Here is a 23,987-nt window from a genome sequence, read left to right on the forward strand (position 1 = left end):
CCATATCCTGACCGGATGAACGGTCCGGAGATCCTCATCGACTTCGCCCCCGACCTCGCCCTGTTCGTCCCGCACGAGCGGCGCGGACGCACCACCACCGCCGTCACCGACGGGGCGTCCTCGCTGGGGCACGTCGTGGAGTCGCTCGGCGTCCCCCTCACCGAGGTCGGCGCGCTGGTCGTGGACGGGCACGAGGTGCCGGTGGGGCACGTGCCCGCGGACGGGCAGCGCGTCGAGGTGCGGTGCGTGCCGCGGCCGCAGCGGGTGCGGCCCGACGAGCAGCCGCCCGAGGAACCCCTGCGCTTCCTCCTGGACGTCCACCTGGGCACGCTCGCCCGGCGCCTGCGGCTGCTCGGCGTCGACGCCGCGTACGAGAGCACGGACATCGGCGACCCCGCCCTCGCCGCCCGCTCCGCCGCCGAGCGCCGGGTCCTGCTCAGCCGGGACCGGGGGCTGCTGCGCCGCCGTGAGCTGTGGGCGGGCGCGTACGTCTACAGCGACCGGCCCGAGGACCAGCTCAGCGACATCCTGGAGCGGTTCGCGCCGCCACTGCGGCCGTGGACGCGCTGCACGGCCTGCAACGGGGGGCTGCGGCCCGCCACCAAGGAGGACGTGGCGGAGCGGCTTGAGGGCGGGACCCGGGGGACGTACGACGTGTTCGCGGAGTGCGGTGACTGCGCCCGCGTGTACTGGCGGGGCGCCCACCACGAGCGCCTGCAGTCCATCGTCCGGCAGGCCGTCGCCGCGTCGGAGGGAACGGTCGCGCTGCCCCCGGGCTGACCCGGCCGCGCCCTAGCGGGACGCCCCCAGCGCCGCCGCCAGCTCCGCCGCCCGAGTCGTCGGGCGGTCGCAGACGAAGCCCCGGCACACGTACGCCGTCTCCTTGCCGTCCACCAGGGAACGGCCCGCGAGCAACGGCAGTTCGCCGTCCGGCGCCCCGGCGGCGACGACGGCCCCGGGCGCGGTCGCGAGCAGCGCCACCCGGTGCAGCGCGCCGCCGACCTCACCGGCGACGGCCACCTCCCGCGGCCCGTCGAGGGCGGCCTCGGCGACGGCGAGCCCGTGCCCGATGAACCGCGGCGCGCGCGGGGCGAGGGCGGTGACGACGCCGAGGGCCCGCTCGGCCGCCTCCCGGTGGGGCGTCGCCCCGGTCTGCGCCGCGTACGACAGGAGCGCGCCCGCCGCCGCGGTCCACCCCGAGGGCGCCGCGTTGTCCGTGGGGTCCTGCGGGCGCCGGATGAGCCGCTCGCCGTCCGCCGCCGTGTCGTACAGCGCGCCGGACTCCGCGTCGACGAACTGGGCGAGGACGTGGTCGAGCAGGAACCCGGCGAACTCCAGCCACACGCCCTCGCCGGTCACGGAGGCGAGCGCGAGGAAGCCCTCGGCCACGTCGGCGTAGTCCTCCAGGACCCCGGCGTTGGCGCCGACGTGCCCGTCCTTGGAGGTGCGGGCGAGGCGCGCCCGGTCGTCGAGGTGGAGGCGGACGAGCAGGTCGCCCGCGGCGACGGCCGCCGCGACCAGGTCGGGGCGGTCGAAGAGGGCGCCCGTCTCGGCGAGCGCGGCGATCGCGAGGCCGTTCCAGGCGGCGACCACCTTGTCGTCACGGGCGGGCGCGGGCCGCTCGGCGCGGGCGGCGAGGAGGCGTTCGCGGACGGCGGCGATCCGGTCGGCGTCGACGACCGCGCCGTCCTCCCCGCGCGGGAGCTGCAGCACGGAGGCGCCCTCTTCGAAGGTGCCCTCCTCGGTCACGCCGAAGTACGCGGCGGCGAGGTCGCCGTCGGCCTCGCCCAGGACCTCGCGGAGCTGCGCGGGCGTCCAGACGTAGTACGCGCCCTCGACGAGCCTGCCCGTGGCGTCCTCGCTGTCGGCGTCCAGGGCGGAGGCGAACCCGCCCTCGTTGGTGCGCAGTTCCCGCACCATGAAGTCGGCCGTCTCCAGGGCCACGCGGCGAGCCAGGTCCGATCCGGTGGTCCGCCACAGGTGGGCGTACGCGCGGCACAGCAGCGCGTTGTCGTACAGCATCTTCTCGAAGTGCGGCACGACCCACTCACGGTCGACGGAGTAGCGGGCGAAGCCGCCGCCGAGCTGGTCGTAGATGCCGCCGCGGGCCATCTGCTCGCAGGTGTCGGCGGCCATCTGCAGGGCGCCCTCGGAGCCGGTGCGGGCGTGGCTGCGCAGCAGGAACTCGACGACCATGGACGGCGGGAACTTGGGGGCGCCGCCGAAGCCGCCGTGCGTCGCGTCGTAGTCCCGGGTCAGGCCGAGCAGCGCCTGGGCCAGCACCTCCTCGCCGGGGCGGGCGCCGTCGCCGACGGCCAGTTGACGCTCTGACAGGTCTTGGGTGATCTTCCCGGCGACCTCGCCGACCTCGTCGCGCCGGTCCGTCCAGGCCCGGTGCACCCCGTCGAGGACCTGCGGGAAGGACGGCATGCCGTGCCGGGGCTCCGGCGGGAAGTAGGTGCCGAAGTAGAACGGTTCGGCGTCGGCGGTGAGGAAGACCGTCATGGGCCAGCCGCCCTGCCCGGTCGCGGCCTGCACGGCCTCCATGTAGACGGCGTCGACGTCGGGGCGCTCCTCGCGGTCGACCTTGATGTTCACGAAGTGCTCGTTCATGAGGGCGGCCGTCGCCTCGTCCTCGAACGATTCGTGCGCCATCACATGACACCAGTGGCAGCTCGAATACCCGACGGAAAGGAGCACCGGCACCCCGCGCTCCCGGGCGGCGGCGAACGCTTCGGCCGACCAGGGCCACCAGTCGACGGGGTTGGCGGCGTGCTGGAGGAGGTAGGGGGACGTCTCATGGGCCAGTCGGTTCGGCATGGACCCATCCTCGCGCACACCGCCCCCTGATCCGCCGACTCCCTCGCGCCGACGCCACGTACGCAGGACACTGACACGTACATGTAGAGGTACGGGGCAGACGTACCCCTACATGGGGCACACGCACGGACACGTGTCGACGGCACGTGCCGCTCTCGGAGGGGGACCACATGCGGGACAGCCATCGGGCCGAAGCCGAGCGGCTGTTGGCACGGGCGGTCGAGGAGGAGGTCCGGCGCACCGGCGGGCGCACGGACGGCGGGGTGCTGCTGTCGCGGGCGCGCGGCGCGCTGGACGCCATGGCGCAGACGGCGGCGGAGGAGTACGAGGCGTACACGCGGGCCCTGGACGAGGCCGCGGCGGGCCAGCTGACGTTCGCTCAGCGGTACGCGAAGGAGGGCGCGGGCACCCCCCTGCTCGTCGTGGCCGTCGCCGCCATCGCCGCCACGACCGCCGACCTCGCACTCGGCACGGGCGGGGGCACGGCGCTCGGCGCGGGCGCGGCCGTCGCGGTGGCGGGTGCCGCCGCGACCGTGGTGAAGGTGACGGCGTCGCACGTCCCGGCGGCGCAGCGGCACGCGGGCGCGGTGAGCCAGCCGGGCGGGCCCGAGCAGCTGCGGCTGCAGTGGCTGACGGCGCTCGAAGTGCGCGGGATCCGGCCGTTCCTCGACCAGCAGCGGGTCCTCAACGCCGCGAGCGGCGGCGGGGTTTCCGGCGGATCCGGCGGGCAGAAGAAGGCGGCGCCGCAGCTGCGCCGCACCGACAAGAGCGCGGCGGCCCGGCGGCGTACCGTCCTCGAACAGTCCTTCGCCCAACTCCCGCAGCCCGACGGCACGTTCGCCGGGCGGCGGGCCGAGCTGGGCCGGATCGCGCAGTGGGTGCACGCGGCGCGCGCCAGCACCCAGACCAAGCCGACCGTGGTCGTGCTGCACGGCGCGCCCGGCGCGGGCCGCTCCTCGCTGGCCGTACGCGCGGCGCACGACGTGCAGGACCAGTTCCGCGGCGCCTGCCTGGTGGACCTGCGCGGCGAGAGCCCCGACACCCCGCCCCTGTCGACCCGCGACGCCCTCCTGCACCTCCTCAACCGCCTCGGCGCACCCCGCGAACAGCTCCTGTTTCGCGCACGGTCCACGCAGGAACAGCAGGTCAGACGGCTCAGCGAGGTCTACCACCAGCATCTGACGGGCCTTGAGGTGGTCGTCGTCCTCGACGACGCCTGCGACCCGGACCAGGTGCGCACCCTCATCCCCGAGCGCTCCGACAGCCTCGTCCTCGTCACCGCCCGCAAACCGCTCGACCTGCCCGAGGACCTGCCCGCGTGGGTGCACCACCTGCCGGTGGCGGAGCTGGACGCGGCGGGCGCCGAGCAGTTGCTGCGCACCGCGGCGGAGGAGCTGACCGGCCCCTACGACGCCGCGTCCCTGGAGACCGTGCGGGACCTCTGCGGCGGGCTGCCGCTCGCGCTCCGCGCCGCCGGTTCGTCGCTCGGTCCGCGCACCCCGTTGGAGCTGGTCACCGACCTGTCCGCGTACGGGCCGCAGACCGCTGTCGCCCCCGTCGAGCGGGCCCTGTCGCTGCGCTACGCCGACCAGGCCGAGCCCGCGCGGCGGCTGCTGCGACGGCTGGCGCTCGCCGGGCGGGCCTCGCTCGGCACGGCCGCGGCCGCCGCGCTGCTCGCCACCGACGAGGCCGAGGGGGGCCGCCAGCTCACCGCGCTGTCCCGGGCGGGCCTCGTCGACCACGTCCGCGGCGACCGCTACCGACTGCACGACCTGGTGCGCTCCTTCGCCCAGGCCCGTCTCGCCGACGAGGAGGAGCCCGGTGAGCGCACCGCCGCGCAGGAACGTCTCATCGTCAGCTACGGCGAGCTCGCCGACTCCGTGATCCGCCTCGTCGACGGCAAGACCTCCACCCGCGCCGATCATTTCGGCCAGCACGGCTTCACGTCCCTGGACTCCGCGCTGCGCTGGCTCGACGACGAGTCGAGCTTCATCACGGCGGCGCTGCGGCACGCCGAGGGCGTCGACCCGCAGGCCGTCCTCAATCTCCTCGGCGCCCTGTGCGACTACTGCCTGCTGCGCGGCGACCTCTACCGCCTCGGCGAGATCAGCGAGTTCGCGCAGTCCCTGGAGAAGCTGGAGCAGGGCGCGGCGCCCGCCGGGGGCCCGGCGGGGCGGGGCCGGATGGAGCGCAGCGTGCAGTGGCGCACCGGCATAGCGGCCCGCCAGATCGGCGACCTCGACCAGGCCCGCTCCACCCTGTCGTCCGTCGTCGACCTGTACTTCGAGGCCCACCAGGACGCGGCCGCGGCCCGCGCGCTCGGCTCGCTCGGCATCACCCTGCACCACCAGGGCAACCTGTCCGAGGCCGCGGCCCGCCTGCGCGAGGCCCTCGACCTGCAGGTGTCCGAGGGGCTCGCGGGCGACCGCGCCTGGACCCTGCACGCCCTCGCCGCCGTCGAACGCGACCGCTCCCGCCTCGGCGAGGCCGAGGAGATGCTGCGCACCGCCCTGGTCCTGCACCGCGAGAGCGAGTCCGTGCACGGCGAGGCCTGGGCGCACTTCCAGCTCGGCCAGGTGTGCCTGCGCCGGGGCGACGTGCCGCGCGCCGAGAAGGAGTTGGGGCGCGCCCTCGACCTGTACGGCAGCACGCGCGACTCCCGCGGTGAGGCGTGGGCCCTCACCCAGCTCTCCCGCGCCCGGCTCGTCGCGGGCGACCCGGCGCCCGCCGTCGACGGCCTGCGCCAGGCGGTCTCCCGGCACCGCGACAACGAGGACGCCCGCGGCGAGGCCTGGTCCCTGTACTACCTCGGCCAGGCCCTGGAGGAGACCGGCAACCTCGAACAGGCCGTCCGCGACCTGGAGCGGGCCCGCACCATGTTCTCCCGCATGCGCGACGTCTACGGCCTCGCCTGCGCCCGCCACCACTCGGCCCGCGTCACCCGCGACCAGCGCGCCGCGCAGACCGGCTCGCTGCGCAACTCCGGCTTCGCCCGCCAGCTCCTCATGGACGCCCGCGCCGACTTCCAGCGCATCGGCGTCGCCCACGGCGAGGCCTGGACGTGCCTGGAACTCGCCGTCGTCGACGCGGGGAACGCCCGTACGCAGGCCGCGCTCTCCCTCTGCGACGAGGCCATCGCCCTCTTCGCCTCCTACGGCGACCGGCGCGGCGAGGACTGGGCGCACTTCCTGCGCGCCACGCTCCTGCCCTACGCCTCCCCCGGCGGCTGGGAGATCGGCACGGCGGTCGCCCAGGAGGAACTGGTCCAACTCGCCCGCGCGGTCCATCCGTTGCGGGACGGGAAGCTCGATCAGTACGTCGAGGCGTATCTGCTGCTCCTGGAGCGGGGGGCCGAGCTGGACGCGGGGTGGCAGGCGTGGCGGCTGGGGATGACGCCGGACCGGCACGCCCGGGAGATCATGGGGGTTTCGGTGACGACGCATTAACGGGGCCGCCATAGTGGGGAGTTGACTGACCCAAGGGCCGGGGGGTGGGGTACGTGGAGGGGTGGCTGCCGGACGATCTGTCGCCGTACGACGGGCCTCGCGAGGTGGCGGAGCTGCCGCCCGCGCTGCGTGCGTTCCTCCGGCCCGGGCCCGACGACGAGGGCCCCGCGATCCTGGAGCTGTACGGGACGCCGGGCGCCGGGACGTACCCGCTGGCGGTCCGGCTGGCCCACCTGGCCCGGGACACGGCGGCGGAGGCGGCGCGGTTCACCACCTGCTGGGTGCCGCTCGGCGCCGCCGACGCCACGCCCGACCACGTCCTGCTGACCCTCCTTGAACAGCTGCTCGACGGCCGCCCCCCGCAGTCCCTGTACGACCTGGTGCCGGCCGAGCCCGACGGGCTGGACGAGGCGCTGGCCTGGCCGTGCCGTGACGTGCTGCTGCAAGGGCGCTGTCTGGTGGTGCTCGACGGGCTGCCCGCCGGAGCGCCCGGAGTGGAACTCCTGCGCCTGGCCCACTGGCTCGTCGAGGGCACGGACTCCCGGGTCCTGGCCGTCTCCGAGGTCGCGCACGAGGTGCCCGAGGCGCCGCTGGCCGCCTACGAGGTGGCGGACGGCACCGACGCCGGGGACGCCCCCCGTCACCACGGGCTCCGCACGCGGGCCACGCGGCTGCTGAAGGTGCTCGCGCGCTGGGCGGGCGACGAGGTCAACACGTCGGTGGCGGCCGTTCTGGAGACGCCGCAGGCCGAGCCGCAGCCCGTCGAACAGGTCCGGCGGGCGCTGCGGGACCTGTACGCGAGCGGGCTGCTCCAGGCCACGCGGCACGAGTGGTACCGGCTGCCCCCGGCCCTGCGCACGGAAGCCTCCCCGCGCCTGGACCTCGACCTCGCCAGGGCGGTACTCGACGGCACCGCCGACCCGCGCGAAGGCGCGGACGCGTACGTCGACCTCGTGGCGCGCCTCGCCCGCGCCGGGGCCGAGGGAACCGCCGCCGCCTTGCTCGACCGGCTCGAACCCCAACTGGTGGGACGTCAGGGCCTGTTCCGGCTGCTGCGGCTGAAGCAGGCCCACTGGCACGCGACCGGCGGCTGGGAACCGCTGAAGCTCACGGCGGCCGTCTCGGCCAGGGAGACCGGCAGCCCCCTGCCCGCCCTGGAGGCCCTGACAGCCCTGGCCGCGCACGGCTCCGTGCGCGCCGCCGTCCACAAGGCGATCGCCCAGCACCACACGGGCCAGCTGCGCGAGGCCGCGGCCACGCTCGACGCCCTCCCCGACGCCGTACCGCCGGACGGCTGGGTGCTGCACACCCGCGCCGCCGTCCAGTGCGACACCGGAGAACTCCGCGGCACCGAACGGATGTTGCGCAGCGCCGTGGAAGCCCACCAGGTGCGGGGGGACGCGCGCGGCGAGGCCTGGGCCATGCACCACTACGGGCGGCTGCGGATGGTGCGCGGCGACCTGGAGGAGGCGCAGAAGCGCCTGGAGGCCGCCCGGCACCTGTTCATGGAGCTCGGCGACCGCCAGGGCCAGGCCTGGACGGAGACCGAACTCGGCCGGAACCACGTGCTGTTCGGGAGCCACGCGGAGGCCCGCCACCAGCTGCACAAGGCGCTCGGGCTGCACCTGTCGAACGGCGACGTACGCGGGAAGGGGTGGACGTATCTGTATCTCGCGCTGGCCCACGAGGCTTGTGGCGACCCGGAGGGGGCCACGCCCCTGGCCCGCACGGCGGAACGCGAGCTGCGCGACGTCCCCGACCAACTGGGCCACGCCTGGGCACAGCACTGTCGCGCGCTCCTGCCGTTCGCAGGCCGCACGACCTCACCGAAGGCGGAGGCGCAGCTCCAGTCGGCGATGAGCCTCTTCCAACGGTCCGGCTGCCCGCACGGCCAGGCCTGGAACACCCTGGAGCTGGCGCGGCTGTGGCGGCGGGAGGGGGCGAGTTCGCTGGCCAAGGCCGAGGTGGGGCTGTACCGGGACGCCGAGCGCCGGTTCGAGGCCATCGGTGACTCCTTCGGCCGGGGGTGGGCCATGGCGCTGCGCGCCAGTGCCTTCGACCTGAGCCGCCGCCCGGAGCACATCCCCCTGACCGCCCGCCACCTCGTCCCCGAGCCGGGCGCCCGCACCCACCAGGCCGCCTTCCCCACCACCCTCTCCCACATCCGCCTCACCCTCCTCGACGACGAGTCCACCGCCGGTACCGCGTCCCGCATCGCCCTGCGCGTCGAACCGGGCCCCGAGCACCCCTGGTCGGCCCCGGCTCCCGACCTCCCGTGGCTGACCGCCCGGGCCACGCCCCTCACCGCCGCCGACGTCGAGCCCGTGCACGCGGTGACCATCAGGCCCTCGCCCCGGGACCAGGACGGCGCCGAGTTCCTGTTCACACCGCGCCGGGCGGGCCGCCACCGGCTGCTGTTCACCGTGGAGGACTCCGCGACGGCCACCGTCCTGCAACAGGTCGAGACGTTCATCGACGTCACCGACGGCGAGGGCGGCCCGCGGGACGCCCTGTCGCCCGAAGCACTGCGGAGGGCCTAGGACCCATGGCCCACGAGCTCCCCACCCGCGTCACGCACGACCCGAGCCTCGGCTTCACCCGGCTCCCCCGGCACGTCATCCGCCACCCCGATCTCGTCGTCGGGCTCGACGCGCGCCGCGAGGACGAGCCCGTGCAGGCGCGCATGTACGGGCCCGAGGTCCCCTCGCTCAGCGGCTCCGAGCACACGGTGACGCTCAACGTCCGCCCCCGCGAGGTCCGTTCGGTGGCCGCGCGGCTGCGGCAAGTGTGGAAGGACGAGTTCGTCGCGCTCCAGCCGCTGGACGCGTCCGGCCGCCCCGCCCTCGGCCGCACCCCGCTCCCGTACGCCTCCCTCGTCGATCTGACCGCCGAACCCGAGGCCGAACTGCGCGCCGCGCTCGCCCGGCTCGCCCGCTACGGCGCCCAGTTGCTCTACGACGTCCTCCTCGGCGGCGACTCCGAGGAGCTCAAGCTCTTCCGCGGCTTCCTCACGGACGTCCTCGGCGCCGACCGGCCCCTGCGCGTCCGCTTCCACTCCGACCTCCACCTGCCCTGGCCGATGCTGTGCCTGCCCGCCGCCCCGGACGAGGGCCCCGAGCCGGACCTGGACGGCCTGTTCGGCCGCTTCCTCGGCTACCGCCACCAGCTCGAACACACCGGCGGCAACGCGTACGCCCGCGTCGCCGACGACCGCGACCCGCCGCCCCGCTCGGCCCCGGCCGTCAGCCTCAACCACGACACCGGCGTCGACGCGGAGGGCCTGACCCGCGCCGCCGACGTCGCCACCGCCCTCGCCGACGGCGGCGACCTCGTCGAACGCACCACCCGCGACGAACTGGAACGCGCCCTCGGGGACACCCTCCTCGACGAGCAGCTCATGTACTTCTGGTGCCACGGCCACTTCACCGCCTCCGGCGACGAACCCCCGTACCTGGTCCTGAAGTTGACCGACCAGCGGGCCATCGACGCGCACAGCCTGCGCGCCCACCGCCCGCCCCCGCGCGCCTGCGTGCCGTTCCGCCCCTTCGTCCTGCTCAACGCCTGCTACGCGGGGCTCCCCGGCAACGCCGACCTGGCCTACCTCGGCAAGGCCCTGTTCGACGCGGGCGCCTGCGGGGTCCTCGGGCCGCAGATCGAGATGCCCCAGCGTTTCGCCGCCGAGTACGCCCTCGCCTTCGTCACCCGCTATCTGACCGGGCGGGAGACCGCGGGCGACATCGCCCACGCCCTGTCCCGGCACTTCGCCGACACCTGCCACAACCCGCTGGCCTTCGCGTACGCGCTGCACAGCGGCATGGACAGCCGCCTGGAGCGCACGGCGTGAACGAACCACTTGGGTAAAACGAACGCTCTATTCAGACGTGCGAGGAGTACGGGGATGCCTGAGGAGTACGGGGACGACCGCGTCGCCGTCGTCGATCTCGACAGGACCGGGTGGCCCCTGCGGCCCACCCGCGACGGGCCGCGCCCCGTGCCGCCGCCCGGCCTCGACGCGTACCTCGCACAGCGGCTGACCCCGCCGCCTTGGGCGACGGACATCGTCGTGTACGTCCACGGGTGGCAGACGTCGGAGGCGTCGGCGCTGGGGGCGCTGCGGACGTTGATGGGGCTGGTGGAGCGGCAGCGGGGCGCGGGGGCGGAGCTGTATCCGCGGCTCGGACGGGATGCCCCCGGGCGGCGGGGCTTCGCTCCGTGGCCCGTCCTCGTCCGGTGGCCCTCCCGCTCCCTGCCCTCCCTCGGCGGCTACCGCCGCATCCGCGACCGCGCGCACGCCATGGGCACCGAGGGGCACGCCGCCCGCGTCATCGCGCAACTCCTGGGCTATCTGGACGCCCACCGGGGCGACCCGTACGCCGCGCCCGTCCTCGCCAACCGCGGCGGCCAGTACCTGCACCTCGTGGGGCATTCGTTCGGCTGCCGGTTGCTGTGCGAGGCGGTGCAGTGGGCCGCGGCGGCGCCGCCGGGCGGGACGCTGGGGTGGAGCATGCCCGCGCCGCCGGGGCGGCCGTTCACCGTCGACTCGATGCTGCTGTTGCAGATGGCGGCGGCGCGTGACGCCTTCGCCGCGACGTTCACCGCGCTCGCGGGGGCGCCGCTGCACGGGCCGGTCGTGGCCACGTACTCCCAGCACGACCGCGCCACGGGCTTCTGGCACCTGCGGGCCGAGAAGCGGGCGGGCATCGGGTACGCCGGGATCGGCACGGCGCCCGCGCCCGTGTCGGGGATACGGATGCGGGGCACCGGCGAGGCGTACCCGCACGATGCCCTCGACCACCGCTTCGTCAGCGTCGACGCGGGCGGCGTCTTCGTCCGGGGACGCGGCCCCGCGGGCGCGCACTCCGACCACCTGCGGCCGGAGTCCGCGCACCTGCTGCTGTCCCTGGCGGACCACTCACGGTGAGCTGCTGACCGCTCACGGTGAGCTGCCGACGGTCAGGCTTCCTTGGAGCCCTTGGCCGCCGCACCGGACTTGCCCGGGGCACCCGCCGCACCCGCCGACGCCGGCTCGGTGTTCTCGGCGGCGCCCGAGGCGTCCGCGCCGGTCGAGTCGGTCGAGTCCGTCGAGTCGGGGGACTCCTTGAAGTCCACCTTCCCCATGTGCCGGTTCATTGACTTCATCAGTCGCCACACCGCGAGCGCCATCACCGCGAACACGATGAACCCCAGGACCCCGGGGGTCACCTTGTTCTCGTCGACCTCCTTGGCGAGGGGGACGAGGTGCGTCACTGCCAGGCTTGCGCTTCCGCTCATGTCAGGCATTGTCGCGGATGCCCGCGAAGAGGTCGTCCTCGGGGAGGGAGGTATCGACGAGAGACTTCGCCAGCTCGTACTCCTCGGTCGGCCAGACCTCCCGCTGGACGTCCATCGGGACCCGGAACCAGCCGCCGTCGGGGTCGATCTGCGTGGCGTGCGCGATCAGCGCCTTGTCGCGGATCTCATAGAAGTCGCCGCACGGAACGTGCGTGGTCAGCGTGCGCTCGACCCGCTCGAACTCGTCCCAGCGCTTCAGCCACTCCCCGTAGGGCGACTCCAGGCCCCGGTCCAGCATGGCCTGGTGCAGCGCCTCGGTGCGCGGCCGGTTGAAGCCCTGGTTGTAGTACAGCTTCTGCGGCGTGAAGACCGGCCCGAACTCGCTCTCCGGGTACTTCTCCGCGTCCGCCGCGCCCTCGAAGGCCACCATCGAGATCTTGTGGGTCATGATGTGGTCCGGGTGCGGATACCCGCCGTTCTCGTCGTACGTCGTGATCACCTGCGGGCGGAACGTACGGATCTGCTTCACCAGCTCCCCCGCCGCCTTGTCGACGTCCTCAAGGGCGAAGCAGCCCTCCGGCAGCGGCGGCAGCGGGTCGCCCTCGGGCAGGCCGGAGTCGACGAAGCCGAGCCACTCCTGCTTGACGCCGAGGATCTCGCGGGCCTCGTCCATCTCCTTCTTGCGCACCTCGTGAATGTGCTCCTGGATGTACGTGTCGCCCTGGAGCTTGGGGTTGAGGATGTCGCCGCGCTCTCCGCCCGTGCAGGTCACGACGAGCACGTCCACCCCTTCGGACACGTACTTGGCCATCGTGGCCGCGCCCTTGCTCGACTCGTCGTCGGGGTGGGCGTGAACGGCCATCAGTCGAAGCTGCTCAGTCAAGACTCGATCCTCAGGTGTCCGGCGCCGGTGCGTGCTAGTGGCGCCCTCGGTCATCAGGCGTTGTGCGGGGCTTCTATAGTGACGGAACCGGGGGGCGGAAAATTCCGGCATTCCTTGCCCGTCTGTGCGGGCTTTCCTTGCCCGTCTGGAGGACGATCATGACCGCGGTGAGCGGCGGCGACAGCGGCGGCCTGGCCACGCGGGTCCCCGAGGACCGCTACGGCAGGTCGGCGGACGAGCGCGCCGACCGCAAGCTCAAGATCGTCGGCTCCGTCCTCGGTGTGCTGCTGCTCGGCGTGGTCGGCTGGTTCGGGTACGACTCCGTCGCCGGGGCCAAGCTCAGCGGCGAGATGATCAAGTTCGACGTGGTCTCGGACACGGCCGTCGAGGTGCACCTCGAGGTGCGCAAGGACGCGGATGCGAACGGCTACTGCACGCTCCGCTCCCAGGCCGAGAACGGCGCCGAGGTGGGCCGCGCCGACTTCCGCTTCGACCAGGACAAGGGCCGCGTCGACAAGACCGTCACGCTGCGCACGACCGAACGCGCCACCAGCGCGGAGCTCGTCGGCTGCCACGCCGACTGACGCCGCACCGGCTCGGAGCCGCCCCGGGAGTCACTCCGGTTCACCGGCACCCCCGGCACCCCGCACGGGGTCGGCGACACGCCACGTTGCTCCGGGCACCCTCGCCTTCACCTGCGCTAACACTTTTCTGATGGCTTATGTCCTCCCCCTCCGGCACCGAAATTGTTAGGCTCGTGGTTTCGCCCACCCGTTAGGGAACATCCTTCTGGGTAGGGCGATGCTTTGTATTCCCAGTACCTACGAGGAGCACCTGTGACCCAGACCAGCGACAACGTCACCTGGCTGACCCAGGAGGCGTACAACCAGCTCAAGGCCGAGCTGGAGTACCTGTCTGGTCCTGCGCGCACCGAGATCGCATCCAAGATCGCGGCGGCGCGTGAGGAGGGCGACCTGCGCGAGAACGGCGGGTACCACGCGGCCAAGGAGGAGCAGGGCAAGCAGGAGCTCCGCGTCCGCCAGCTGACCCAGCTCCTGGAGCATGCCAAGGTCGGTGAGGCGCCCGCTGCGGACGGCATGGTCGCTCCCGGCATGGTCGTCACCATCGCCTTCGACGGCGACCCGGACGACACGCTGACCTTCCTGCTCGCCTCCCGCGAGTACGCGAGCAGCGACATCGAGACGTACTCCCCTCAGTCGCCGCTCGGCACCGGCGTCAACGGCAAGAAGATCGGCGCGGACGCCCAGTACGAACTGCCGAACGGCAAGCTGGCCTCCGTCAAGGTCCTCGAGGCCAAGCCGTACCAGGGCTGAGTCCCCGCCTCGGGACCGGCCAGTCCTCCCTGGACGGCTGAGTCCCCTCGGGACGCACGAGACCCCCGGCGCTCTGCGCGCCGGGGGTCTCGTGCGTGCGGGCGGCTCCGGGGCACTTAGCGGCACTGAGCGGCTACGGGTGCGGGACCGAGTCCTTGAGCCCTTGAGTCCTTGAGCCCTTAGCCCTTAGCCCTTGAGCCCTCGGTGGCGTGTCAGGCGGCCGCCGAGCGGTACTTGCGCACCGAGAGCGTGCGGAAGACGACCAGGATCAGGACCGACCAGAGCACCGAGGCCAGCACCGGGTGCTGCATCGGCCAGGCGTCCGGGGTCTTGAAGCCGGGCGGCAGGTTGCCGAACAGCTCGCGGCACGCCTGCACGGTGGTGCTGAACGGGTTCCACTCGGCGATGTGCCGGAAGAACGTCGGCAGGTTGTTGGAGTCCACGAAGGCGTTCGAGATGAACGTCAGCGGGAACAGCCAGATCAGCCCGCCCGAGGTCGCCGCCTCCGGCGTCCGCACCGACAGGCCGATCAGGGCCCCGATCCACGAGAAGGCGTACCCGAGCAGGAGCAGCAGGCCGAAGCCCGCGAGGATCTTGCCGACGTTCTCGTGGGTGCGCCAGCCGATGAGGAGCGCGACCAGGGCGAGCACGACCAGGGTCAGCGCGGTCTGCACCAGGTCCGCCACGGTGCGGCCGGTGAGGACGGCGCCGCGCGCCATGGGCAGGGAGCGGAAGCGGTCGATGAGGCCCTTGTGCATGTCGTCGGCGATACCGGCGCCCGCACCGGCCGTGGCGAACGTGACCGTCTGGGCGAAGATGCCCGCCATCAGGAACTCGCGGTAGTCCTGCGACGAGAGCGAGCCGCCGACCTGGATGGACCCGCCGAAGACATACGTGAACAGGACCACGAACATCACTGGCTGCACGAGGCCGAAGAGGACCATCTCAGGAATCCGGGACATGCGAAGTAGGTTGCGACGTGCAATGACCAGAGAGTCCCGAACGGACTTGCTGATGCCCCACCCTGCGGGAGGGGGCGCGGGCTTCCTTGCGTCGGTTACAGCGCCCATGTCACCTGCTCCTTACAAGGGGAGTCCCGCCGCACGCCGCCGCCATCGAGCTTGGGGAGGAGTGCGGCGAGTCGCAACTTAGCGAAGCTGCGCCAACAGGATTCGGGATCCGGCTCATGCGAATCAGATTCCGGCGGGCGATGACAAGGGAGTCGCGGACGGACTTGCCGATGCCGCCCGCGGGTCCGGGCGCGGGAGCGGTGCGCGTGACAGCACTCACGGGGCGGCCTCCTTCTTGTGCTTGTCCTTGGCGGCTCTGTGCTTGTCCTTGGCTACCTCGTGCTTGTCCTTGGCAGCGGCCGCGCCCTTCGCGCCCCTGCCGCCGTTCGTGCCGTCCGCGCCGTTCTCTTCGTCCTTGACCTCGGCCAGGTGGCCCGTCAGGGAGATGAACACGTCGTCGAGGGTGGGGCGGCGCAGGCCGATGTCGTCGATCTCGATGCCGCGGACGTCGAGTTCACGGATGACCTCGGCGAGCAGCTTCGCGCCGCCGGCGACGGGGACGGTCAGCTTGCGGGTGTGCCGGGCGACGGTCGCCTCGCCCTTGCCGAAGCCGGCGAGCACCTGGGCGGCGGTCGTGATGTGGTCCGGCTCGTGCACCACGACCTCGACGCGCTCGCCGCCGATCTGGGCCTTGAGCTGGTCGGCGGTGCCGCGCGCGATGACGCGGCCGTGGTCGACGACGCAGATGTCGTGCGCCAGATGGTCGGCCTCCTCCAGATACTGCGTGGTGAGGAGGAGGGTGGTGCCGCCGGCGACGAGTTCCTGGATCACTTCCCAGAGCCCCTGGCGGTTCCGGGGGTCCAGTCCGGTCGTGGGCTCGTCCATGAACATCACCGGCGGCGAGACGACCAGGGCGGCGGCGAGGTCGAGGCGGCGCCGCATGCCGCCCGAGTACGTCTTGGAGGGGCGGTCCGCCGCGTCCGCGAGATTGAAGCGCTCGAGCAGCTCGCCCGCCCGCTCCTTGGCCCGCTTGGCCCGCATCTCATAGAGCCGGCCGACCATCTGGAGGTTCTCGCGGCCCGTCAAGTACTCGTCCACGGCGGCGAACTGGCCGGACAGGCCGATCGAGCGGCGCACTTCGTTCGGATGCTTCAGTACGTCGAACCCGGCGACGAATGCGGTGCCGCTGTCCGGGGTCAGCAGCGTGGTCAGACAGCGCACCACCGTCGTCTTTCCCGCGCCGTTCGGCCCGAGGAGGCCAAGGACGGTGCCTTCAGGGACATCGAGATCGACGCCGTCCAGAGCCCTTACGTCACCGAAGGTCTTCACCAGACCTTCGGCGTAGATGGCACCTGGCATAGGGGGTCTCCCATGTTTTGGGCGGTTTCCTAGCGAAAAGCTTAGGATCGTCGCCTTCCGATCGCCCGACTCTCAGCGACGCGAATCACCACGCTAACGCGATACATCGCGTCACTCAATGGAATCGGGGAACCACGCGACAGCCGGCGAGGCGCGGGAGTCGTCGCGCGCCCCCCGCGTCGCCCGCGCGCCCTCACCCGCCGTGCGGGGGCGGCGCCCCGAGCCGACGACCGGCGTACGCGACGTACCCCGCGTCAGCCGATGCGCGTGCCCGGCATCAGCCGATGATCGTGTCCCGACATCGGCCAACGACCGTGTCCCGACGTCAGCCGATCACCGTGTGCCTGACGTCAGCCGATGGCTGTGTGCCCGACGTCAGCCGATCACCGTGTGCCCGACGTCAGCCGATGACTGTGTACCCGGCGTCCCGCAACGCCGTCGCGACCTCCGCGCAGTGCTCGGGCCCCTTGGTCTCCAGCTGCAGCTCCACCTCCGCCTCCGTGAGCCCGAGCCGGGGGTCCGTCCGCACGTGGCTCACGTCGAGGACGTTGGCGTCCACCGCCGACAGCACCCCGAGCAGCGTGGCCAGGGCGCCCGGCCGGTCCGTCAGACGCAGCCGCAGCGACAGGTAGCGGCCCGCCGCCGCCATGCCGTGGCGCAGGATGCGCTGCATCAGCAGCGGGTCGACGTTGCCGCCGGAGAGGAGCGCGACCACGGGGCCCTCGAAGGCGCGCGGATCGCTCAGGAGCGCCGCCACCGGGCTCGCTCCCGCAGGTTCGACGACCATCTTGGCCCGCTCCAGACAGAGCAGCAGCGCACTCGACAAATGGTCCTCGGAGACCGTGACGATGTCGTCCACGAGGTCCTCGACGAGGCGGAACGGCACGTCCCCGGGGCGGCCCACCTTGATGCCGTCCGCCATGGTCACGGGGTTGTCGATCGACACCGGTCGCCCGGCGGCCAGCGAGGGCGGGTACGCCGCCGCGCCCGCCGCCTGCACCCCCACCACGCGTACGTCCGGGCGCAGCGACTTGACCGCGACCGCGATGCCCGCCGCCAGGCCGCCGCCGCCCACGCCGACGACGAGCGTGCGCACCTCCGGGCACTGCTCCAGGATCTCCAGGCCGACGGTGCCCTGACCGGCGACGACGTCCGGGTGGTCGAAGGGGTGGATGAAGACCGCGCCCGTCTCGCGCGCGTAGTCCTGCGCGGCGGCCAGGGTCTCGTCGACGACGTTGCCCCGGAGGCGGACCTCCGCTCCGTAGTCGCGGGTCGCCGCGACCTTCGGCAGCGGGGCACCGGCCGGCATGAACACCGTGGCGCGTACGCCGAGCAGGGCGGAGGCGAGGGCCACGCCCTGCGCGTGGTTCCCGGCGCTGGCGGCGACGACACCGGCGGCGCGCTCCTCGGGGAGCAGCCCGGAGATGCGTACGTAGGCGCCGCGGAGCTTGAAGGAGCCGGTCCGCTGGAGGTTCTCGCACTTGAGGTGCACCGGCGCGCCGACGAGGTGCGACAGGTGCCTGCTGCCTTCCATGGCGGTGACCCGGGAGACGCCGACGAGCATCTTCTGGGCCCCCCGTACGTCGTCGAGCGTGACGGCCGGAAAGGAGCGAGTCGTGCGGTAGCTCATGACTGCAGTCTCGCAGTTCACGCCCGTCCCCTCCTCGGGTGACCAAGCGGCGAGACGGGTTTGCGCAGCGCCGGTACGGGTAGCGCCCGGGCCGCGTACCCTGTCCCCCAACCCACCACCCTTCCCATGAAGTGAGCCCCCGGCCATGCCCACATCTCCGGACATGACGACCGCCAGCGATCCCGGTCTCCTCGATACGCTGCAGCACCAGGTTGCGGTGTTCGCACGGCGTGCGGAGCAGACCCGCCTCGGCGGCGTCGGACAGGTCCGCAACTCCATGGACCGCGCTGCGTACCTGCTGCTCAACCGCCTCGACAAGGAAGGTCCCATGGGCGTCAAGGCGCTCGCGGCGAGCATGGGCATCGACTCGTCGACCGTCACCCGGCAGGTCGCGCCCCTGGTCGACACCGGCCTGGTCAAGCGCACCTCCCACCCCGAGGACGGCCGTGCCGTCGTCCTGCAGCTGTCCCCGCGCGGGCAGGCCCGCCTGGACGAGGTCCGCTCCTCGCGGCGCGAACTGATGGCGGAGCTCACCCAGGACTGGGCTCCGGCGGAACGCGAGAGCTTCACCGCGCTCCTCACCCGCTTCAACACGGCGCTCTCGGCGCGGCAGTCCTCCCAGGCGGTACCGGACTCCGTCGCTCCGACCGACTCCTGAGCCACCGGCCGCGGTACGCCGACCACCGCGGCCGGGCGCCGGGCGGAACTGTCCGCTCGCGCAGGGCTCTTGACCTGGGCGCCGTGCCTGGCCTCAGATGAAACCGAGTCCCCCTACGCCGGACGGCGGGAGGCACGGTGCGAGAGCGGCAGGCCGCCCAACAGGCCCGCCGCGCCCGGGAGTTCCAATCGTTCGTCGCGGGCGCGGCAGGGCGCCTCCTGCATGCCGCCACGCTGCTCACCGGCGAGCGGTCCGACGCCAACCCGCGCGCGCGGGCGCTGCTCACGGCCGCTCTCGCGGCCACGTACGCCTCCTGGGACAAGCTGCGCGGCGAGGATCCCTACGACCGCACCCGCACCGTCCTCGTCGTCCGCTTCGCCCGCGGCGCCTGGCGGCGGCCCCGGGGGCGCGCGGGGCTGCTCGCCCGGCTCTCCCCGCAGGAGCGGCTCGTCCTGGTCCTCCGGCTGTACGAGGGCGTCGCCGAGGAGCAGACGGCGGCGCTGCTCGGGCTGCCCGTCGAGCGGGTACGCGTCCTCTGCGCGCGGGCCGTCGCCTCGGTCCTCCATCCCCCTCGGGGGCCGGCGCCCGCCGCGCCCGGCATGCCGCCGGGCACCCTCGGGAAGGCGGCCTCCTCATGAGCCAGCAGGAACGCCGGGAGGCCGTGGTCCGGGGGATGCTCGACGCCGAGGGCCCCGCCTCCGTACCCCCCGACCTGCACGGCGAAGCCGTGCGCCGGGGCACCCGGATGCTCCGCCGCCGTACCGTCCTGCGCCGCGTCCTGTGGCTGCTCCTGCTCGCCGCGGCCGTGGCCTTCACGATCTGGGCCGCGGAAACCCAGCCCTGGGTGGAGCCCCCGTCGAGCCGGACGCCACCCCTGACGAGCTGGTAGCGCTGCCGTGGGCGCAGGGGACCGTCGGGCACCGCCGGGGGCGGCCGAGCCGCCAGGAGCGGCCGGGGTCACCCCCGGCCGCCCCGCACCGCCGAGCGCCCGCGCGCCCGGACCCGCGCCTAGCCCAGCGCCTGCTGCAAGTCCGCCAGCAGGTCATCCGCCGACTCGATGCCCACGGAGAGGCGGACCAGGTCGGCCGGGACCTCCAGGGCGGAGCCCGCGACGGAGGCGTGGGTCATGCGGCCGGGGTGTTCGATGAGGGACTCGACGCCGCCGAGGGACTCGCCGAGGGTGAACAGCCTGGCCCGGTCGCAGACGGCGACGGCCGCCTCCTCGCCGCCCTCGACCTGGAAGGACACCATGCCGCCGAAGGACTTCATCTGCTTGGCGGCGATCTCGTGGCCGGGGTGCGAGGCGAGCCCCGGGTAGAGGACGTTGGTCACGCGCGCGTGCCGCGTGAGCATGTCGACGACGCGCGCGGCGTTCTCGCTGTGCCGGTCCATGCGGACGGCCAGCGTCTTGATGCCGCGCAGGACGAGCCAGGAGTCGAAGGGCCCGGCGACGGCACCCATCGCGTTCTGGTGGAACGCCAACTCCTCGCCGAGCTCGGCGTCGTTGACGACGAGCGCGCCGCCGACGACGTCGGAGTGCCCGCCCATGTACTTCGTCATGGAGTGCACGACGACGTCCGCGCCGAGGGCGAGCGGCTGCTGCAGGTAGGGGCTGGCGAAGGTGTTGTCGACGACGAGCCGCGCGCCCGCCTCCCGGGCGATCTGGGCGGTGGCCTCGATGTCGGTGATGCCGAGCAGCGGGTTGGAGGGGGTCTCCACCCACACGGCCTTGGTACGCGGCGTGATCGCGGCCCGCACCGACGCCGGGTCGGAGGTGTCGGCGACCGACCACTCCACGCCCCACCGCGAGACGACCTTGGCGAACAGGCGGAACGTACCGCCGTACGCGTCATTGGGGATGACCACGTGGTCGCCGGGACCGAGCAGCGTACGCAGCAGGCAGTCCTCGGCGGCGAGGCCGGAGGCGAAGGCGAGGCCGCGGCGGCCGCCTTCGAGGGCGGCGAGGTTCTCCTCCAGGGCGGTGCGCGTGGGGTTGGCGCTGCGGCTGTACTCGTAGCCGCCGCGGAGTCCGCCGACTCCGTCCTGCTTGTACGTGGACACCTGGTAGATGGGCGGGACGACGGCGCCGGTGAGCGGGTCGGCGGTGTTGCCCGCGTGAATGGCGACGGTCTCGAAGTTCTGGCTGCTGTGCGAGTCACTCATGCGGCCTGAGCGTAATGCGGCGGGGCGCCGCGGGCCGGGCGGGGCGGCTGCCCGCGGCGGTGCGGGGGCCCAGGTTGACCGGCGGGGACGGTCAGGTTGGCCAATTGTCACAGGCGTCTGGTTCGCTTGTACGTATGGAGATTCTCTGGGTCCTGATGGCAGTGGTCATGATCGGGGCGGTGCTGGGGCCGGTCCTGCTGCGCAGGCGCGGCGGAATCCGCCAGGTGCACCCGGGCGCCCCGGACGCGGCGGACCCGGCGAACTACGGCTTCGCGCGCCAGGAGGAGCTGGACATCCGCATGCCCGGCCCCGACGCGGACCTCCTCGAGGTCCTGGACCTGGTGCAGCGCACGCAGGACTGGCGTGCCGCGTCGCAGTTGCTCGCCAGGACGGAGGTGCACGGTGAGCAGCGGTGGCAGCGTGTGCAGGCCTTCGCGGGCGCGGCGTCCCTGGAGCTGCAGCAGCGGCCCGGCGGGGTCAGCGATGCCCCGGGCGGGCAGTGGCTGCGGGTGTGGCGGGCGGAGGCCCCGAAGGACGCGGGCGGCGCGGCCGTGCACGCCGAGTTCCTGGTGCAGCAGGCCTGGCGCTCCTCGACGGCCGGGACGGACGAGTTCCGCATCATCCTGGAGGAGGCGAAGGAGGCCTGCGGCCAGGCGGCGCTCCTCTCCCCCGGCGACCCGATCCCGTACATCGTCGAGCTGTCGATCGCCCGCGGCATGGCCTACCCGCGCGCGGACTTCGACCAGCTCTGGCTGAAGATCCTGGACCGCGCCCCGGCGCACATGGGCGCGCACCTGGCGGCGCTGCACTACTGGTGCGAGAAGTGGCACGGCACCCGCGAGGAGGCGTACGCCTTCGCGGAGGCCGCCGCGGCCCGCGCCCCCAAGGGCTCCCTGCTCTCCGCGCTCCCCCTCTTCGCGGTGTACGAGCACCTGCCCGAGGTGAACCTGGTGCGCGGGTTCTACCAGAGCGAGGTCGTCACCAAGGCGATCGAGGGCGCCAAGTTCGCGGTCCACTCCGCCCGCCCGGACGACCCGATGCTGGCCCACGTCCGCCACCTCCTGGTCTTCTTCCTGGTCCGCTGCGAGCGCTGGGGCGAGGCCATGGACCAGCTCGTCCACGTCGACGGCCACGTGGGCGCCCTCCCCTGGACCCTGTCCCCCGACCCGGCCGCGGACTACGCGGTCTACCGCGCCCTGGCCGTAGCGGGCTACGAGGCCAACGGCGGCAGCCCGGCGACGCTGCCGCACTGACCGGCAGGAATGCCGGTCAGTGCGGAGACGTTGGACCTACACGCCGCGCACCCCGCCCACGAGGAGTGAAACCCCATGATCTTCGGCCGCACGCCCGTCCTCCCCACCCCCGAGGAGGCCCTCAAGGGCCGCGAGACGCCCGAGTTCGAGGTTCCCTCGCGGCACACGGTGCTCGGGAACGCCCTGCTCGGCCCCTATCCCGAGGGCCTGGAGGTGGCGGACTTCGGTCTCGGCTGCTTCTGGGGCGCGGAGCGCAAGTTCTGGCAGACCGAGGGCGTCTGGACGACCCTCGTCGGCTACCAGGGCGGCTTCACGCGCAACCCCTCCTACGAAGAGGTCTGCTCCGGCCGCACCGGCCACACCGAGGTCGTACGCGTCGTCTTCGACCCGGCCAAGGTCACGTACGCCGAGCTCCTGAAGCTCTTCTGGGAGTCCCACAACCCGACCCAGGGTTTCCGCCAGGGCAACGACGTGGGCACCCAGTACCGCTCCGCGATCTACACCCACACCCCCGCCCAGGAAGCCACCGCCGCGGCCTCCCGCGACGCCTACCAGCAGGTCCTCACGGCAGCGGGCCACGCCACCATCACCACCACGGTCCTCCCCGCCGCCGACCGCGCCTTCTGGCCCGCCGAGCCCTACCACCAGCAGTACCTGGACAAGAACCCCGACGGCTACTGCGGCATCGGCGGCACGGGCGTCAAGCTGGGCGACCCCTTCGAGACCAACTGGGGCGTGTCCTGCCCGACGGGCATCGCGCCGGCGCCCGAGGCAGCGGACAAGTAACCGAGAACCCCCGCCGCCAAGGACCTCCATGCCCCACGCCTACGCCCCCGACGGCACCGCCCTGCACTATGAACTCCGTGGCTCCGGCGAGCCGTTGGTGTTGTTGAGCGGGCAGTCCAACAACCGGCACTGGTGGGATCCGGTCGTCGAGGACTTCGCCGCCGCGTTCACCACCGTCACGCTGGACTGGCGCGGGACGGGGGACAGTGATCGGCCCGACAGCGACACGTACAGCACGCGTGGGTTCGCCGATGATGTGGGCGTCGTGCTCGATGACGCGGGGATCGGGCGGGCCCATGTGTACGGGACGTCCATGGGCGGGCGAGTCGCGCAGTGGTTCGCCGCCGAGTTCCCGGAGCGGGTGGAGCGGCTCGTGCTCGGGTGTACGTCGCCGGGGGCTCCGCACGGTGTCGAGCGGGGGGCCGAGGTGCGGCGGGCGCTCGCGCAGGGCGATGCCGTCGCCGCGCGCCGGGTGCTCCTTGAGCTGATGTACACGCCCGCGTGGATCGCCGCCCAGGAGGCGGGCGGGCGGCGGGAGTTCGGCACCCTCGGTGATCCGGCCATGCCCGCCCACGCCCGCCGCCGCCATCTGCGCGCCAGCGCCCGGCACGACGCCTGGGACGCCCTCGTCCGGGTCAAGGCGCCGACCCTCGTCGTGCACGGCGACGACGACACCTTCAACCCCACCGCCAACGCGCCGCTGCTCGCCGGGCGCCTGCCGGACGCCCGGATGCGGCTCGTCCCGGGCGCGCGGCACGCCTACTTCGAGGAGTTCGCGGAGGTGGCCACCCCTCTGGTCCTCGGGTTCCTGCGCGACGGCGAGGCCTGAAGCCCCCCGTCGCGCCGCCCCGGAGGGCTACGCCCCGGACCCGTACTCCCGCGTGATGATCTCCAGCTTGTGCCCGTCCGGGTCGTCCCAGTACACCCCGCGGCCGCCGTCGTTCGTGTTGATCTGGTTCTCCTGCTTGTGGTACGGGTCCGCCCAGTAGGTCAGGCCCCGCTCCTTGATGCGGCCGAAGATCGCGTCGAACTCGCCCTCGGAGACCAGGAACGCGTAGTGCTGCGGCACCAACGGGCCGCCGTCGCCCTCGTAGTAGTCGAGGGTGACGCCGTTGGGGATGGTCACGGGGATGAACGGGCCGTACTGCGGGCTGACTTCGAGCCCCAGGATGTCGGCGAGGAACTGCGCGGACGCCTTCTTGTCCGTGGCCGCGACAATCGTGTGGTTCAGCTCGATGGTCATCGTGCGGACCTCCTCGTAGTCCGGCCGTCGCATCCGATCCGGCACCGATATGGACGGCCTTGCGGTGTATGACCTCTGTACCTGACACCGACCACGGTACGTACGGCTGCCCGGGCCCGGCATCCGTCAGC

Annotated in this window: 21 protein-coding genes; 13 read left to right on the plus strand and 8 right to left on the minus strand. The window is 73.1% G+C overall.

From position 1 onward, the window contains the following. Window positions 1-15 precede the first annotated feature (15 nt). Entirely contained in the window at window positions 16-780 is a 765-nt protein-coding gene (locus IE274_RS06640) for a Mut7-C RNAse domain-containing protein (RefSeq protein WP_190114614.1), read from the plus strand. Window positions 781-792: 12 nt separating this feature from the next. Here IE274_RS06640 and IE274_RS06645 read toward each other — a convergent pair whose 3' ends face one another. After that, on the minus strand, window positions 793-2,820 hold the full coding sequence (locus tag IE274_RS06645) for a thioredoxin domain-containing protein (RefSeq protein ID WP_190114615.1): 2,028 nt from the start codon (window positions 2,818-2,820) through the stop codon (window positions 793-795). Between the two features lie 170 nt (window positions 2,821-2,990). On the opposite strand from IE274_RS06645, the gene IE274_RS06650 reads away from it, so the two are divergent. From IE274_RS06650 to IE274_RS06665, 4 genes are read left to right on the plus strand one after another with little or no spacing between them, the layout of a single operon-like run. Then, window positions 2,991-6,266, plus strand: coding sequence for a tetratricopeptide repeat protein (locus IE274_RS06650; protein WP_190114616.1), 3,276 nt, complete (start codon window positions 2,991-2,993; stop codon window positions 6,264-6,266). A gap of 44 nt (window positions 6,267-6,310) precedes the next feature. Continuing rightward, window positions 6,311-8,806 (plus strand): tetratricopeptide repeat protein, encoded by a 2,496-nt coding sequence (locus IE274_RS06655; protein ID WP_190114617.1) that lies wholly within the window; start codon window positions 6,311-6,313, stop codon window positions 8,804-8,806. A gap of 5 nt (window positions 8,807-8,811) precedes the next feature. Next, a complete protein-coding gene (locus tag IE274_RS06660) occupies window positions 8,812-10,110 on the plus strand; it encodes a CHAT domain-containing protein (protein ID WP_190114618.1) in 1,299 nt (432 codons plus the stop codon). Between the two features lie 54 nt (window positions 10,111-10,164). Then, window positions 10,165-11,187 carry a hypothetical protein gene (locus tag IE274_RS06665; RefSeq protein ID WP_190114619.1) on the plus strand — a complete coding sequence of 341 codons (1,023 nt, stop codon included), beginning with the start codon at window positions 10,165-10,167 and terminating at the stop codon, window positions 11,185-11,187. Between the two features lie 32 nt (window positions 11,188-11,219). Here the strand turns inward: IE274_RS06665 and IE274_RS06670 are convergent, their stop codons facing one another. Both IE274_RS06670 and mca read right to left on the minus strand, forming a co-directional pair. Continuing rightward, window positions 11,220-11,546 (minus strand): hypothetical protein, encoded by a 327-nt coding sequence (locus tag IE274_RS06670; protein ID WP_190114620.1) that lies wholly within the window; start codon window positions 11,544-11,546, stop codon window positions 11,220-11,222. After that, window positions 11,539-12,420: a mycothiol conjugate amidase Mca gene (gene mca / locus IE274_RS06675; RefSeq protein WP_190114621.1), complete on the minus strand. Its 882-nt coding sequence runs from the start codon at window positions 12,418-12,420 to the stop codon at window positions 11,539-11,541. Before mca ends, IE274_RS06670 begins: the two co-directional genes overlap by 8 nt. 158 nt (window positions 12,421-12,578) lie before the next feature. Between mca and IE274_RS06680 the strand changes: the two genes are divergently transcribed. Both IE274_RS06680 and greA read left to right on the plus strand, forming a co-directional pair. After that, entirely contained in the window at window positions 12,579-13,004 is a 426-nt protein-coding gene (locus IE274_RS06680) for a DUF4307 domain-containing protein (protein ID WP_190114622.1), read from the plus strand. 252 nt (window positions 13,005-13,256) lie between these two features. Further along, window positions 13,257-13,754, plus strand: a complete 498-nt coding sequence (gene greA, locus IE274_RS06685; protein WP_190114623.1) for a transcription elongation factor GreA — start codon at window positions 13,257-13,259, stop codon at window positions 13,752-13,754. A gap of 212 nt (window positions 13,755-13,966) precedes the next feature. On the opposite strand, the gene IE274_RS06690 is transcribed toward greA, so the two are convergent. The 3 genes from IE274_RS06690 to ilvA form a co-directional block, all read right to left on the minus strand. After that, the gene (locus IE274_RS06690; RefSeq protein WP_190114624.1) at window positions 13,967-14,824 is read right to left on the minus strand and encodes an ABC transporter permease; all 858 of its coding nucleotides are present in this window, start codon (window positions 14,822-14,824) and stop codon (window positions 13,967-13,969) included. Between the two features lie 216 nt (window positions 14,825-15,040). Next, complete coding sequence (locus IE274_RS06695) at window positions 15,041-16,123, minus strand: ATP-binding cassette domain-containing protein (protein WP_229909277.1); 1,083 nt, start codon at window positions 16,121-16,123, stop codon at window positions 15,041-15,043. A 400-nt stretch (window positions 16,124-16,523) separates the two neighbouring features. After that, on the minus strand, window positions 16,524-17,753 hold the full coding sequence (gene ilvA / locus IE274_RS06700; protein ID WP_190114625.1) for a threonine ammonia-lyase: 1,230 nt from the start codon (window positions 17,751-17,753) through the stop codon (window positions 16,524-16,526). 145 nt (window positions 17,754-17,898) lie between these two features. Between ilvA and IE274_RS06705 the strand changes: the two genes are divergently transcribed. The 3 genes from IE274_RS06705 (at window position 17,899) to IE274_RS06715 (ending at window position 19,300) form a co-directional block, all read left to right on the plus strand. Further along, entirely contained in the window at window positions 17,899-18,411 is a 513-nt protein-coding gene (locus IE274_RS06705; RefSeq protein ID WP_190114626.1) for a MarR family winged helix-turn-helix transcriptional regulator, read from the plus strand. Between the two features lie 137 nt (window positions 18,412-18,548). Further along, complete coding sequence (locus IE274_RS06710; protein WP_190114627.1) at window positions 18,549-19,049, plus strand: sigma factor-like helix-turn-helix DNA-binding protein; 501 nt, start codon at window positions 18,549-18,551, stop codon at window positions 19,047-19,049. Next, window positions 19,046-19,300 carry a hypothetical protein gene (locus IE274_RS06715; protein WP_190114628.1) on the plus strand — a complete coding sequence of 85 codons (255 nt, stop codon included), beginning with the start codon at window positions 19,046-19,048 and terminating at the stop codon, window positions 19,298-19,300. Before IE274_RS06710 ends, IE274_RS06715 begins: the two co-directional genes overlap by 4 nt. Before the next feature lie 119 nt (window positions 19,301-19,419). On the opposite strand, the gene IE274_RS06720 is transcribed toward IE274_RS06715, so the two are convergent. Next, window positions 19,420-20,574, minus strand: a complete 1,155-nt coding sequence (locus IE274_RS06720) for a cystathionine gamma-synthase (protein ID WP_190114629.1) — start codon at window positions 20,572-20,574, stop codon at window positions 19,420-19,422. A gap of 134 nt (window positions 20,575-20,708) precedes the next feature. On the opposite strand from IE274_RS06720, the gene IE274_RS06725 reads away from it, so the two are divergent. The 3 genes from IE274_RS06725 (at window position 20,709) to IE274_RS06735 (ending at window position 23,442) form a co-directional block, all read left to right on the plus strand. Beyond that, on the plus strand, window positions 20,709-21,827 hold the full coding sequence (locus IE274_RS06725; protein ID WP_190114630.1) for a hypothetical protein: 1,119 nt from the start codon (window positions 20,709-20,711) through the stop codon (window positions 21,825-21,827). A gap of 75 nt (window positions 21,828-21,902) precedes the next feature. Continuing rightward, entirely contained in the window at window positions 21,903-22,613 is a 711-nt protein-coding gene (gene msrA, locus IE274_RS06730) for a peptide-methionine (S)-S-oxide reductase MsrA (protein ID WP_190114631.1), read from the plus strand. Between the two features lie 28 nt (window positions 22,614-22,641). Next, window positions 22,642-23,442, plus strand: coding sequence for an alpha/beta fold hydrolase (locus tag IE274_RS06735; protein WP_190114632.1), 801 nt, complete (start codon window positions 22,642-22,644; stop codon window positions 23,440-23,442). A gap of 27 nt (window positions 23,443-23,469) precedes the next feature. On the opposite strand, the gene IE274_RS06740 is transcribed toward IE274_RS06735, so the two are convergent. After that, window positions 23,470-23,856, minus strand: a complete 387-nt coding sequence (locus tag IE274_RS06740) for a VOC family protein (RefSeq protein WP_190114633.1) — start codon at window positions 23,854-23,856, stop codon at window positions 23,470-23,472. Window positions 23,857-23,987: the final 131 nt, after the last annotated feature.

The sequence above is a fragment of the Streptomyces flavofungini genome (assembly GCF_014650815.1).
In the GTDB taxonomy this organism is placed as follows: Bacteria; Actinomycetota; Actinomycetes; order Streptomycetales; family Streptomycetaceae; genus Streptomyces; species Streptomyces flavofungini.